Annotated in this window: 12 protein-coding genes; 10 read left to right on the top strand and 2 right to left on the bottom strand. The window is 72.2% G+C overall.

Annotation, left to right across the window (positions count from 1 at the left end; all coding sequences use genetic code 11):
- Positions 1-347 precede the first annotated feature (347 nt).
- Together leuE and E1292_RS45665 are read left to right on the top strand one after the other, a co-directional pair.
- Positions 348-1,028 carry a leucine efflux protein LeuE gene (gene leuE, locus E1292_RS45670; RefSeq protein ID WP_246090826.1) on the top strand — a complete coding sequence of 227 codons (681 nt, stop codon included), beginning with the start codon at positions 348-350 and terminating at the stop codon, positions 1,026-1,028.
- A gap of 214 nt (positions 1,029-1,242) precedes the next feature.
- On the top strand, positions 1,243-1,884 hold the full coding sequence (locus E1292_RS45665) for a VC0807 family protein (RefSeq protein ID WP_132606044.1): 642 nt from the start codon (positions 1,243-1,245) through the stop codon (positions 1,882-1,884).
- Here the strand turns inward: E1292_RS45665 and E1292_RS45660 are convergent.
- Together E1292_RS45660 and E1292_RS45655 are read right to left on the bottom strand one after the other, a co-directional pair.
- Positions 1,792-2,763 carry a hypothetical protein gene (locus E1292_RS45660; RefSeq protein WP_132606043.1) on the bottom strand — a complete coding sequence of 324 codons (972 nt, stop codon included), beginning with the start codon at positions 2,761-2,763 and terminating at the stop codon, positions 1,792-1,794. The genes E1292_RS45665 and E1292_RS45660 overlap by 93 nt on opposite strands.
- Positions 2,756-3,979 (bottom strand): sensor histidine kinase, encoded by a 1,224-nt coding sequence (locus E1292_RS45655; RefSeq protein WP_220447386.1) that lies wholly within the window; start codon positions 3,977-3,979, stop codon positions 2,756-2,758. The genes E1292_RS45660 and E1292_RS45655 overlap by 8 nt, the downstream gene beginning before the upstream one ends.
- 390 nt (positions 3,980-4,369) lie before the next feature.
- Here E1292_RS45655 and E1292_RS45650 point away from each other — a divergent pair, with 390 nt between their 5' ends.
- From E1292_RS45650 to E1292_RS45615, 8 genes are read left to right on the top strand one after another with little or no spacing between them, the layout of a single operon-like run.
- The gene (locus E1292_RS45650) at positions 4,370-4,987 is read left to right on the top strand and encodes a DedA family protein (RefSeq protein WP_132606042.1); all 618 of its coding nucleotides are present in this window, start codon (positions 4,370-4,372) and stop codon (positions 4,985-4,987) included.
- Positions 4,988-5,023: 36 nt separating this feature from the next.
- A complete protein-coding gene (locus E1292_RS45645; protein WP_246090824.1) occupies positions 5,024-5,836 on the top strand; it encodes a DMT family transporter in 813 nt (270 codons plus the stop codon).
- A 57-nt stretch (positions 5,837-5,893) separates the two neighbouring features.
- Positions 5,894-7,105 carry a glycosyltransferase gene (locus tag E1292_RS45640; RefSeq protein WP_132606041.1) on the top strand — a complete coding sequence of 404 codons (1,212 nt, stop codon included), beginning with the start codon at positions 5,894-5,896 and terminating at the stop codon, positions 7,103-7,105.
- On the top strand, positions 7,102-7,791 hold the full coding sequence (locus tag E1292_RS45635; protein WP_132606040.1) for a DUF998 domain-containing protein: 690 nt from the start codon (positions 7,102-7,104) through the stop codon (positions 7,789-7,791). The genes E1292_RS45640 and E1292_RS45635 overlap by 4 nt, the downstream gene beginning before the upstream one ends.
- A gap of 48 nt (positions 7,792-7,839) precedes the next feature.
- A complete protein-coding gene (locus tag E1292_RS55295; RefSeq protein ID WP_132606039.1) occupies positions 7,840-8,688 on the top strand; it encodes a cytochrome P450 in 849 nt (282 codons plus the stop codon).
- 7 nt (positions 8,689-8,695) lie between these two features.
- Positions 8,696-9,880 (top strand): AfsR/SARP family transcriptional regulator, encoded by a 1,185-nt coding sequence (locus E1292_RS45625; protein WP_165975084.1) that lies wholly within the window; start codon positions 8,696-8,698, stop codon positions 9,878-9,880.
- Positions 9,877-11,520, top strand: a complete 1,644-nt coding sequence (locus tag E1292_RS45620; RefSeq protein WP_132606037.1) for an ATP-binding protein — start codon at positions 9,877-9,879, stop codon at positions 11,518-11,520. The genes E1292_RS45625 and E1292_RS45620 overlap by 4 nt, the downstream gene beginning before the upstream one ends.
- A gap of 35 nt (positions 11,521-11,555) precedes the next feature.
- Positions 11,556-13,064, top strand: a complete 1,509-nt coding sequence (locus E1292_RS45615) for an MFS transporter (RefSeq protein ID WP_132606036.1) — start codon at positions 11,556-11,558, stop codon at positions 13,062-13,064.
- The last annotated feature ends 82 nt before the right edge of the window (positions 13,065-13,146 follow it).

Here is a 13,146-nt window from a genome sequence, read left to right as displayed (position 1 = left end):
GGTCAGGCTGAGTGCGAGGGTCGCGAGCGCCAGGAGGATCGGCCGAAGTCTCACGGTTCTTCCTTGGGGGGTGTGCGTGCCGTACGCCTTGCGCCGGGGGGTGAGAGCGCAAGCCGTACGGCACGGCCCGTGGGGAGGTGGCACGGGCATCGGGGGGTGTCAGCGCGGGCCGGTGGTGCCCATCTTTTAGGAAACTTTCCTAAGCAATCGCGGCGATCGTAACCTTGACACCGGAGCCTTACAAGACCCAAACATGAGTCCCGCTCCGCGGTCACACCCCGGGCTCGAAGACGGCCGTCGTTGATGAGGGTGGGACAAACCAGGCGATATCGTGATGTGTCACCAGCATGCGTTCGCGGAGGGCAGTCCTCGTGTTCTTCGGCATCACCGACTTCTGGGCCTACGTCATCGGCGCCTTCCTGATCATCCTGCTGCCGGGCCCGAACTCCCTGTACGTGCTCAGCCTCGCCGCCCGGCACGGTGTCCGGCAGGGTTACCGGGCCGCCGCCGGCGTGTTCGTCGGCGACACCGTGCTGATGGTCCTGGCGGCCGCCGGCGCCGCGTCCCTGCTCCGCTCCACCCCGCTGCTCTTCACCGTCGTCAAGTACGCGGGCGCCGGCTACCTGGCCTGGATCGGCTTCCAGATGATCCGCGGCGCGGTGCGGGCCTGGCGGGCCGCACCTCAGGGGGACGCCACGCGCCCCCAGGAGGAGCGGGAACGTCGCCTTCGCCCGTTCCGCAAGGCGTTGGGGATCAGCCTGCTCAACCCGAAGGCGATCCTGTTCTTCGTCTCGTTCTTCATCCAGTTCGTGGACCCCGCCTACCCGGCCCCCGCGCTGTCGTTCGCCATCCTGGGCGCGATCATCCAGGTGTTCAGCGTCCTCTACCTGACGGCCCTGATCTTCGGCGGCACGTTCCTGGCCGGCCAGTTCCGCCGGCACAGGCGGCTGGGCGCGGGGCTGACCTCGGGTGTCGGCGTCGTCTTCGTCGGGTTCGGCGCGAAGCTCGCCACCGCGTCACTCGGATGAAAGCCGGGTTCAATCCCAAGCTGATTCCGTATGGAACGGCGGGAACGTGTCGAAGGAGGCAGTCGCATCATCCGGCCTCGGGTACGGTAGGCCACCGGCGTGCTTCCCGGGACGGCGCTGATGACGCTCTGGCTACAACGAGCGGTCCATCTGGAGAGCCTGGTCCTGCGAGGCCCGGGTAGTCGCTGATCGTCGGCCTATCTGCGGAGCAGCCTTGAATCACCCTCAGGTCACCCTTCCACGCCTCACGGCCCTCGCCCGGCAGGCGGCACCCCAACTGCTCGAAAGCGTCGTGGCGCCGCTGGTGGTGTTCTACCTGGCCATGGTCGTCCTCGGTTTCCAGTGGGCGCTCGTCATGACCGTCGCCTGGGTCTATTTCGGGGTGGCGTGGCGGCTGGTCAGGCGGGTCAAGGTGCCCGCCACCATGTTTCTGGCGGCGTTCGCGATCACCGTCCGCGCGATCGTGGCCTTCTGGACCGGCACCTGGATGTGGTTCTTCATCCAGCCGGAGATGGGCACCATCTGCATCAGCATGGTCTTCCTCGCGTCTGTGCGGCTGAACAGGCCGCTCGTGCAGAAGCTCACGCTCGACTACATCCACCTGCCGTCGGCGGTGCTCAAGCACGAGCGGGTGCGCAGGTTCTTCGCCAGGATCACGCTGCTGTGGGCGTTCGTGCTGCTGATGAACTCGACGTTGAGCATCTTCCTGGCCGTCTACGAGTATGTTGCGGGCTCGCTCGGTTCGTACATGGTGCTGCGGACGTCAGCGGTGGCCGTGATAAGCGGCCTGGCGATCACCATCTCGATCGTCGCCTTCAAGCGGCTCCTCAAGCGGCTGCACGTCGTCCACGCCTGACCGCTCGGCCAGCATGTACGCCCCGCTCAGCCCCATGACCAGCCCGGCCAGCATGCCGAACAGGTCCACGAGGTCGGCCGCTCCCGCGCCACCGGCGACGAGCGGCCCCCCGACAGACCTGACGATCATCACGTAGAGGCCCCAGCCGAACAACGAGCCGGAGCCGAGCCAGACCGGCACGAGCAGCCGCCAGAACAGTCCGTTCCCGCGCCGCCGGACGACGGCCACGAACGCGACGGCCCCGGCGACGGCGAGCAGCGCCTTGAACCCGTGCTGGACGACCGCCACGGCGGGCGCGCCGAACGTCCACGACAGGCGCACCCCGGCGACCACCGTGGTGACCAGCAGAGCTCCCCAGGCCACGACCGTCTGGAACGACCCGGCAGGGCCGGTGAAGGCGTGTCCGAGCCGGGTGGTGAAAACGCCAGGCCACCGGTCGCGGGCATAAAGGGCGAAAACCGTCATCAGGCCGATGCCCTGCCCGACGAAACCGCCGTAGACCATCATGTAGACCCACGGCTCGATGGGGCCGCCGCTGAACACCGCGAGCCCGGTGGACGCCACCAGTATCGGCGCCGTGACGATCACCACCGACAGCAGGCCCGTGCCCACCCACAGCGGCAGCAGCACGAGCCAGGCCGGCAGCCGCAGGCCCCAGCGCGTGGAGAAGGCCACCGCCAGCAGCAACCCGACGGCGTCCATGCCGAAGGTCATGGCGTTCAGCCCCACCATCGCCGAGTCGTTCATCAGCTCGTCGTCGGTGACCCCGATGGAGCTCCCGGTCAGCCACAGGATCTTCAGCGTGAGATACGGGAGCATGGTGGCGACCGTCACGATCGCCGCGGTGACGCGGCCTATGGCCGGTCTCTGTTCAGTCATGGATCGAGCGTCGCGCGCCCGGCCGTCCGTTCCCTCCCGAGCGCCGGGGATCCTCCTCCCCCTCAAGGGGGAGGGTGACGGCCAGCTCGAAGCCGCCGCCGCTCACGCGCTCGGTCATCGGGCCCGCGGTGAGGGTGCCGCCGGCCAGCCGTACGCGCTCGCGCAGGCCCGCCAGCCCGAGACCGCCGGGCTGCGCGGTGGGCCGGGAGCGCGGCGGCCCGTTGCGTACGGTGACGCGCTCCGGCGAGACCTCGACCTGGACGGCCGCCCCCGGCGCGTGCTTGGCGGCGTTCGTGATGCCCTCCTGGACCACCGCGCGTGCCAGGCCGGGCACCGGCCCGGGGATCAGGTCGAGGTCGACCGTCATTCCGGAGTCCCTGGCCCGGCGTACCAGCTCGGCCACGTCCTCGTCCGCGGGTGTCAGGGGCGGCGCGTCGGCCTCCTCGCGCAGCAGCCCGATGATCTGGCGCAGCCGCTCGGTGGCGTCCGCGGCGGCGACCCGCAGCTCGCCCGCGGCCTTGACCTCGGCGGGGCCCAGCCCGGGAACCAGCTCCAGCCCGGCCGCCCTGACCGCGATCAGCGCCAGGTCGTGGCCGAGCGAGTCGTGCATGTCGCGGGCGATCCTGGCCCGCTCGCGCAGCCTGGCCTGGGCCTCGACCGACAGCCTGGCCACCCGCCGCTGCTGGAGCAGCCTCCTCCTGAGCAGCCCGAGCAGGTAGGGCACCAGGTAGGTGCCGACGAGCGCGGTGGTCATGGACACCCACAGGGCCAGGTCACCGCCCCAGGCCAGGACCACGCCCACGCCCACGACCGTGACCAGGCAGAACGCCGCCGACGCGGGCCATGCCCTGGTCATGCGCCGCCCGGTGAGGTAGGCGTACCACACGATGAAGGGCGACGTGGGCAGCAGCGGGAGGATCTTCACGTTGCGCCGGGGCAGCAGCCAGCTCAGGTCCACGGTCGCGAATCCCTCGGTGAACTGCCACGGCCCGAGCGGCAGCAGCAGCACCAGGGCGGCCAGTGGCCAGCGCCGGCCGACCAGCACGGCCGCGGCGGCGAGCACCATCCTGGGCATGGTGATCATGGCGAACCCCGCAGGGTCCAGGAACGGGTCCGGCCCCATCGCGGACACGAACACGCTGAGAACGGCCCAGAGCAGCAGGTCGTAGACCAGCTTGCGGCGGGTCTCCCGGCGGAGCGGGCGCAGGTGCTTCACGGCGTCGACGTTATCCGCCGCGTGATGGCCGGCGCCCTCCCCGGACGGCAGGTGGAGCCCCTGACGAAAGTCAGGGTGGGGCTCGGGTCACCGTCGAGGTAGAGCTAACCCCACCGTGAAAGCGCCTATCTGCACTGGTGCCCGAGCGGGCCGATCCGGGTTTGATCGATGGTGTCATCCGGAGGTCGCGCCGCGACCCTGACGAAAGTAGGGGGCGGTGCGTGCCGATCGTCCGATGTGCCGTGACCTGCGCAGTTTCTACCTTCATGGGGTACAGGCCCTGACCCCTATCGGGGATGGGCCCGCGTTCGACCCGGGGCATCCCCGATGTTCCCGACGGTCCAGCGCCGACACGCTATGTGAGTGCCCTGACGATCGGAGCCCCTGCTTATGTCCCACGCCATTCTCGACCTGGTGCAACAGGCCATGGCGTCACCGTGGTTGTACGCCGTGCTCTTCGGCCTGGCGCTGCTCGACGGGTTCTTCCCCATCGTGCCCGCCGAGACGTCGGTCATCACCGCCGGCGTGTTCGCGGCGTCCGGCGAGACGAACCTGGCGCTGGTGATCGTCGTCGCGGCTCTGGGCGCCTTCGCGGGCGACCACATCTCCTACCTGATCGGCAACAAGTCAGGCGGGAGGCTGCGGAGCAAGAAGGCGTTCGTCTGGGCGCGCGGCGCCCTGGCGGAGCGGGGCGGGCTCGTGCTCGTCGTGGCCAGGTACATCCCCGGCGGGCGCACCGCGACCACGCTGACCATGGGCGCGGTCCGGCACCCGCTGCGCTCGTTCACGTTCTTCGACGTGATCGCGGCGAGCTCGTGGGCGGTGTACAGCGGGCTGATCGGCTTCTTCGGCGGGATGGCGTTCGAGAACGACCCCATCAAGGGCCTGCTGCTCGGGCTGGGCATCGCGGTGTCCGTCACCGCGGCCGTCGAGCTCGTGCGGTGGAACAGGAAGCGCCGCGCCATCCAGCCTTCCCCTGAACGTCTTCCCACGGACACACCTGTTTGACCCTGCCCGGCGACCATCCGTCTGAAAGGAGTGCGCATGACTGTGCTGGCCGCGGTAATAGCCCTGGTCGGTTCGCTGTTCTTCGCGCTCGGAGCCGCCCTCCAGCAGTTCGAGGCGGTCGGCACCGCCAAGGCCGGGCTGCTCGCGCTGCTGCGCAGGCCGCGCTGGCTGATCGGCGGCGTCTCCATTCTCGCGGGTGGTGGCCTGCACATCGTCGCGCTCGGGCTGGGCCCCCTGACCATCGTCCAGCCGATGGGCGTGGCCAGCCTGCTGTTCGCCCTCCCCATCGCCGCCACGCTGCACGGCCGCAGGCCGTCGCGCAAGGAACTGACCGCGGCCGGCGTGGTGGCGGCCGGGCTGATCGGCCTGGTCCTGCTCGTCCCCGAGTCGCACGGCCCCACCTACCTCAGCCCGACCGGCGTGCTCACCCTCCTGGGCGTGGCCGGCGTCGCCGCGGTCCTGCTGTGGGCCGGTTCGAGGGCGGCCTCGCCCGCGGGCCGGGCGGCGCTGCTGGCGACCAGCTCGGGCGTCCTGTACGGCGCCACCGCCACGCTCGTGCGCGTGCTGGTGGACGGCACGTGGAACTGGTGGTACCTGCTGGCGCTGCCGATCCCCGCCCTGCTGGCGCTGATGATGCTCCAGCGCGCCTACGCCGTCGGGCACTTCGGCGTCTCGTTCGCCTCGCTGCAGATCGCCGACCCGCTGACCGCGGTGGCCTTCGGCGCGCTGCTGCTCGGCGAGCCGCTGCCGACCGGAGTCCTCCCGGTCGCGGCCGCCGCGCTCACCGCCGCCGGCACCTTCGCCCTGGCACGGACCAGCCCGCTGGAGGCACACCGCGACCTTGCCTGATCTGTTCCGTACGTTTCACCGGCCCTCCCCTGGCCTCTCATCATTGGAGTCACCGTCATGGCCATGCCCCTGCACAGCGTCACCAAGCAACCAGCCCTCGCCCCGGCCGCCGAACGCCCCCGCCGGATCCTGATCTCGAGCGACACCTACCCGCCCGACGTCAACGGCGCCGCCTACTTCACCCACCGCCTCGCCACCGGCCTGGCCGCGCGCGGCAACGAGGTGCACGTGGTCTGCCAGTCCGAGGTGGGCCCGGCCAGCGCCGACGTGGAGGACGGCGTGGTGGTCCACCGGCTGCGCTCCGCGCCGCTGCTGGTCCACCCCACGATGCGGATCACCGTGCCGACCAGGCTCGACCGCCTGATCGCCTCGATCGCCCCCGACGTGCTGCACACGCAGGGCCACTTCGTGGTGGGCCGGGCCGCCATCGCCGCCGCCCGCCGCGCGGACGTGCCCGTGGTCGCCACCAACCACTTCATGCCCGACAACCTCTTCCAGTTCGGCCACATCCCCGAGCGGCTGCGGGCCAGGGCCGGCCGGCTGGCCTGGCGCGACTTCAGCCGGATCTTCAACCGCGCCGACCGCATCACCACGCCCACCCCGCTGGCCGCCAGGCTCCTGTCCGAGCAGGGCTTCGACCGCGAGGTGGAGCCGGTCTCCTGCGGGATCGACCTGGCCAGGTTCCGCCCGCACGCCGAGCCCAAGGCGTGGGCGCGCAAGATGTTCGACCTGCCCGACCGGCCCACCGTCATGTTCGTCGGCCGCCTGGACGAGGAGAAGCGCATCGACGAGCTCGTACGCGCGCTGCCGATCGTGCTGAACGACACCGACGTTCAGGCGGTGCTGGTCGGCCGGGGCAACCAGCGGATGGAGCTGGAGCGGCTGGCCAAGCGCATCGGCGTGGGCGAGCGGGTGTTCTTCCTCGGCTTCGTGCCCGACGAGATCATGCCCCAGGCGTACGCGTCCGCCGACGTGTTCGCCATGCCGGGCATCGCCGAGCTGCAGAGCATCGCCACGCTGGAGGCCATGGCCACCGGGCTGCCCGTGGTGGCCGCCGACGCGATGGCACTGCCGCACCTGGTGGACGGCAACGGCTACCTGTTCCAGCCGGGCGACGTGGCCACGCTGGCCAGGCACCTGACGGGCGTCCTGACCGACGACGGCCTGCGCGCCAGGCTCGGCAAGGCCAGCCGCGAGCTGGCGCTCACCCACGACGACCAGACGTCGCTGGCCCGGTTCGAGACGATCTATGACGAGGTGGCGCGATGACCCGAAAGCAGGCCGTGTGGGGCACCGTCATCGGCACGGTGGTGTCCTTCTGCGCCCTCGCCTACGCGCAATCAGCCCTGCCCGTCCAGCCGCTGATCAGCGACTACGCGCTGGTCTCCGGCGGGCTGGTGCCCGTGCTGATCGGGATGCTGGCGCTCGCGGGGGCGTGCCTGAGTCTCGCGTACGGGCTGGCGTCCATGGAGCCGGCGCGCACCGCGGCCGCCCGTGTCCTCCTGCTGGCCGGGGCGGCTGGACTGATGATGAGCGCGATCTTCCCCACCGACCCGGGATCGTCGCAGATCGGCACGCTCTCCGGGGAGATCCACCGCTGGGCGGCGGCCGTGTTCTTCACCTCGCTGCCGGTCGCCGGCTGGAGCCTGGCCAGGGGCCGCGCGGCGGCGCCCGGGTGGAACGCGGTCAAGGCCATGAGCGTGACCTCCGCGCTGTCGCTGGCGTTCTACCTGGCGGCGCACCCGGCATCCGTCACCTCGCCGCTGATCGGCGGCGCCGCCTACTACGGGCTGCTGGAGCGGGGACTGGTGGTGGCCGAGATGCTGCTCATCGTGGTGATGGCGCTGGCCTTCGCCGGAAGGCGGACCGCCGCGCGGACCACTGACCAGACTGCTGGGCCCGCGAAACCCGCCGAGGCCGGGCCGCCGGAGCGCCAGGAGCGGCTGGCCGCCTGACGGCATGCTTCGAGCGCCGGCGAAACGATCCCGCTTTAGCGTGACGGCATGCTCATCACCCGTCATGCCGAGGCCCGTGCCGTGCTCGACGACGCCGCGTACGTGCCGCCTCCCGTACGCCAGGACGGCGTGGAGGGGACGCTCGCCTGGCTGCGCGCCCGGGTGTCGCGGTTCAGCACCGGCGAGATCCACGCCGGGCGACGCCGCGTCCTGGTCGAGCTGCTGGCCGGGCTGGAGCCCGCCGAGCTGAGGCGGGCGGCCGCGGCCATGACCGAGGAGCGGGACGGCGACTGGCGGGGCGTGCCCACGGCCGTGCTCGCGTCCGCGCTCGGCGTCGAGGACACCGCCACTGTGCCCATTGTGCCCACTGTGCCCGCTGTGCCCGCTGTGCCCGCTGTGCCCGCCGCCGTGTCCGGCGCTGTGTCCGCTGCTGTGCCCGCCGCGGCGCCCGGATACCTGTCCGGCGAGGAGAGCCCGCAGGCCGACGCCGCCGTCGCGCGGCTGCTCACGCTGGCCGGCGTTCCCGTGATCACCCTGCTGCTGCAGGGCCACGCCGCCACGGAGGCGCTGATCGAGGCCGCGCTCCGGCGCGCCGAGCCCGGCGACGACCCCGAGGCGCTGCTGTACGAGACGCTCAGGCAGGACCCGCCGCTCACGGCCACCCGCAGGCTCGACACGAGGACCGGTGAGACGGTGACGATCGATCTGGTGGCCGCCAACCGCGACCCCGACGTGTTCGCCGACCCCGAGCGGTTCGACCCCACCCGCGGCCCGAGCCCGCACCTGACCTTCGGCTCCGGCATCCGCCCCTGCCCCGCGCCCGGCCATGCCCTCGCGCTCGCCGCCGGTGTGCTCGACGCGCTCCTCGCGACATCCCCGCCGCCGCGCCCGCGATAATCGGGGTATGCGCTTCCAGATCCTCGGGCCCACCACCGTGCTGGGCGAGGACGGCGAGCAGGTCGCCCTCGGTGGTCCCCGCGTGCGCGCCCTGCTGACCCTGCTCGCCCTGCACGCCGGCCGCATCGTCGGCGCGGAGCGACTCGTGGCCGGCATGTACGGCCCCCGGCCCCCTGAGGGCGAGGCCAACGCGCTGCAGTCGCAGGTGTCCCGGCTGCGCAGGGTGCTGGGCCGGCACCTGGTGGAGTTCCACCCGGCCGGATACCGGCTGGTGGCCGATCCGCAGGACGTCGACGCGTGCAGGTTCGAGCAGCTGGCGCAGGCGGGCACGCAGGCCCTGGCCGGCGGCGACCCTGAGCGGGCGGCGGCGCTGCTGCGCGAGGCGCTGGACCTGTGGCGTGGCACCCCGCTCGCCGACGCCCCGCACGCGGTGGCCGCCGCGACGGCGCTGGAGGAGCTGCGCCTGTCGGCCACGGAGGACCGGGTGCAGGCCGACCTCGACCTGGGCAGGCACCGCGAGCTGGTCGCCGAGCTGAGCCAGCTCGCCGCCGCCCACCCGCTGCGCGAGCGGCTGCGGGCCCAGCTCATGCGCGCGCTCTACGGCAGCGGCCGCCAGGCGGAGGCGCTGGCCGTCTACGACGAGGCCAGGAAGCTCCTTGACGACGAGCTGGGCGTCGAGCCGGGAGTTGAGGTGGCCGCCGCGCATCTGGCCGTGCTCCGGGCCGACCCGGCGCTCGGCTCCTCGGCCGTCCCCGCGAGCGGGCACAGCTCGCGGCAGGGGTTGCGCGCCCAGCTCACCAGCTTCGTCGGCCGCGCCGACGAGCTCCAGCAGGTGGCGGCGAGGCTACGCGAGCACCGGCTCGTCACCCTGATCGGGCCGGGCGGCGCGGGCAAGACGCGCCTCGCGATCGAGGTGGCGAGCCAGGAGGCGGGCGACGTGTGCTTCGTGCCGCTCGCGCAGGTCTCCGACGGAGCCGACGTCCCGGCGGCCGTCCTGGCCGCGCTCGACATCCGCGACGCCGTGACGCACGCCTCCGACCGGCCCGCCGTGGATCCGGCCACCAGGCTCGTCACCGCGCTGGCCGGCCGCAGGCTGCTGCTGGTCCTCGACAACTGCGAGCACCTCATCGCGGCCACCGCCGAGCTGACGGACCTGCTGCTGGCCTCCTCCCCCGGCTGCGGGTGCTGGTGACCGGGCGGGAGGCGCTCGGCATCACCGGCGAGTCGATCCTGCCGGTGGCGCCGCTGCGGTTGCCTCCGCCGGAGTCGGGCGACCCGCTCAGCTATCCCGCCGTCCGGCTGTTCGCCGACCGCGCCGCCGCCGTGACGCCCGGCTTCGCCGTCGACGCGGGCAACGCCGCCCAGGTGGCGAGCATCTGCCGGGCGCTCGACGGGTTACCGCTGGCCATCGAGCTGGCCGCGGCGCGGCTGCGTACGCTCCCGCTGGCCGACATCGCGGCGCGGCTCGACGACCGGTTCCGGCTGCTGACCCGGGGCAGCCGTACGGCGCTGCCCCGGCACCAGACGCTGCGCGCGGTCGTCGCGTGGAGCTGGGACCTGCTCGACGCGGACGAGCAACGGCTGGCCAGGAGGCTGACCGTGTTCGTGGGCGGCGCGCGGCCCGAGACGGCGGAGCGGGTGTGCGGGCTGCCGGAGGAGGTGCTGTTCTCGCTGGCGGAGAAGTCGCTGGTGCAGGTGGTGGACGGTCGCTACCGCATGCTCGACACGATCCGGGCGTTCTGCGCCGAGAAGCTGGCCGAGTCCGGCGAGGTCGAGGCGATCCGCGACGCGCACGCCGGCTACTACCTCGACCTGGTCGTGGAGGCCGACTCCTGGTTGCGCACGAGCGAGCAGCTGGAGTGGCTGGCCCGGCTCGACGAGGAGAGCGACGACGTCAACGCGGCCGTGCGCTGGGCCACCGAGGCCGGGCGGCTGGAGCTCGCGTTGCGGCTGCTGGCCTACAGCGCCTGCTACTGGTGGATGCGCGGTCACCGCGCCACCAGCGCGGGCCTGGCCGCCGGGCTGCTGGCCGAGCTCGGCTCGCGGCGCCCGCCCGACCTGGACGAGGAGTACGTCATGTGCGTGCTCGTCACGGCCTGGGCGGGAGGCGCCGACGACGAGCTGCGCGAGCGGCTGGCCGAGGTGCGCTGGATGGTGACCTGGGATCACGTGCCGACGCGGGTCGAGTTCATGATGATGCTGCTGTCGATGTTCACCGGGCCGCCGGGCGACCTCCATGAGGCCTATGACGAGATCATGCGGATCGTGGGCGCGCTCCCGCCCTGGCAGGCGGCGCTGTCCAACGGCGGGGCGGCGTTCGTGCTCCAGGCCCTCGGCAGGCCCGAGGAGTCGCTGGCCTGTTTCGAGAAGAGCCTGACCGCGTTCAGGGCCATCGGCGAGCGCTGGGGCACGACGCTCGTGTTGTCCGGGCTGTGCGAGCTCCACCACCAGCGGGGCGATTACGACACGGCCCACGCGCTGGCGGACGAGGCGTTGACGGTGGCGCGCGAGCTGGGCGCGACGACCGAGATCGCCGAGTCCCTGTGCCGCCGCGGTGACGCGCTGATCTGCATGGACGCCATGGACGCCGCGCAGGCCGACTACGTGCTCGCGGCCGAGCTGTCGCGCAGGAACGGCTCCATGGACACCCTCGCGTGGGCCCACCTCGGCCTCGGCGAGGTGGCGCTGCGGTGCGGCGACCTCGACGAGGCGCAGGCGCTGCTCAGCAGGGCTCGGGCCGAATGCCCCGACGGCTGGTACAGCACCGAGGACACCCGCACCCGCATCGCGGCCGGGCTGGCCGAGATCAGCCGGTTGGTCAGCGAGCGGTAGGCCGCCCGTCAGCCGCTCCCACGACAGTGAGCGGCATGACGAACAAATGGGCCGCGCTGGCGATCGCCTGCCTGGCCACGCTTCTGCTCTCCCTCGACCTGACCGTCCTGCACCTGGCTCTCCCTCGCCTGGTGGCCGACCTGGGCGCCACGTCCACGCAGTTGCTCTGGATCGGCGACATGTACGGGTTCGCGCTGGCCGGCCTGCTCGTCACCATGGGAAACCTCGGCGACCGCATCGGCCGCAAGCGCCTGCTGCTGATCGGCGCGGCCGCGTTCGGCGCCGCCTCCGTGATCACCGCGTACGCGCCCAGCCCCGAGTTGCTGATCGCGGCCAGGGCGCTGCTGGGTGTCGCCGGGGCGACGATCATGCCGTCCACGCTGTCGATCGTCCGCAACGTGTTCACCGAACCCGGCGAGCGGACCGCGGCCATCGGCGTCTGGAGCGGGATGAGCGCCGCCGGCTTCGCGATCGGCCCGGTCGTCGGCGGCGTGCTGCTCGACCACTTCTGGTGGGGCTCGGTGTTCCTGATCAACGTACCGATCATGCTGCTGGTGCTGGTGGGCGGCGCTCTGGTGCTGCCCGAGTCGCGCAACCCGGGCGCGGGCCGGCTGGACCTGCCCAGCGTCGTCCTGTCCTTCAGCGGCGTCGTGACGGCCATCTACGCCGTCAAGGAGGCCGCGAACAAGGGGCTCGGCCACACCGACGTGGCGGCCGCGGGGGTGGCCGGGGTGCTGCTGCTGGCGATATTCGTGTGGCGGCAGACGCGGCTGGCCGAACCGCTGATCGACGTGCGGCTCTTCCGCAGGAGGGCGTTCACCGCGTCCATCGCCACGAACCTGCTGGCGATCTTCGCGATGTCGGCGATGATGCTGATGTTCGCGTGGTACCTGCAGCTCGTGCTCGGCTGGTCGCCGCTGCAGGCGGGGCTGGCCCAGCTGCCCGGCGGCCTGGCGGGTGCCGTCGGCGGGGTGCTGGCCGCCAAGCTGATCAACGTCATCGGCCGCAACGGCGTGGTCGCCCTCGGCCTGGCCATGAACGCGGTGTCGTTCCTCTACTACGCCACCCTCGGCACCGAGCTGAACTACCTCACCCTGCTGCCCGTCATGGTGATCGGCGGCATGGGCGTCGGGTTCGCGTTCACGGTGAACAACGACAACGTGCTGGCCACCGCCCCCAAGGAACGGGCGGGCGCGGCGTCGGCGGTGTCGGAGACGGCCTTCGAGCTGGGCGGGGCGCTCGGCATCGCGATCCTCGGCACGGTGCTGACCGGCGCGTACCGGGCGAACCTGGAGCTGCCCGCCGGGGTGGACGGCTCGGCCGCCAGGGAGTCGATCGCCGGGGCGCTGGCGACGGCCGCGGACCTGCCTCCCGGCCTGGCAGCGCAGGTCGTACGGGCCGCGCAGGAGGCGTTCGTGGCGGGTGTGCACATGACGTCGCTGGTCACGGCGGCGCTGCTGGCCGTGGTGGCGGGGCTGGCGCTGGTGGGGCTGCGCGGGGTGCCGAAGGAGATTCCGGAGGAGCTGCTCACCACCCGTGCGTAGGCCGGGACGTCGCCCTCATGACCTGGCGAGCGGGGGCCGCGAGGTCAGGGGATGGGGTTGGTGGCTGTCTCTTATACACAGC

The organism is Nonomuraea deserti, from assembly GCF_004348685.1.
Lineage (GTDB): Bacteria > Actinomycetota > Actinomycetes > Streptosporangiales > Streptosporangiaceae > Nonomuraea > Nonomuraea deserti.
Note: the sequence above shows the minus strand (reverse complement) of the source record. Positions and strands in the feature narration are given on the sequence as shown.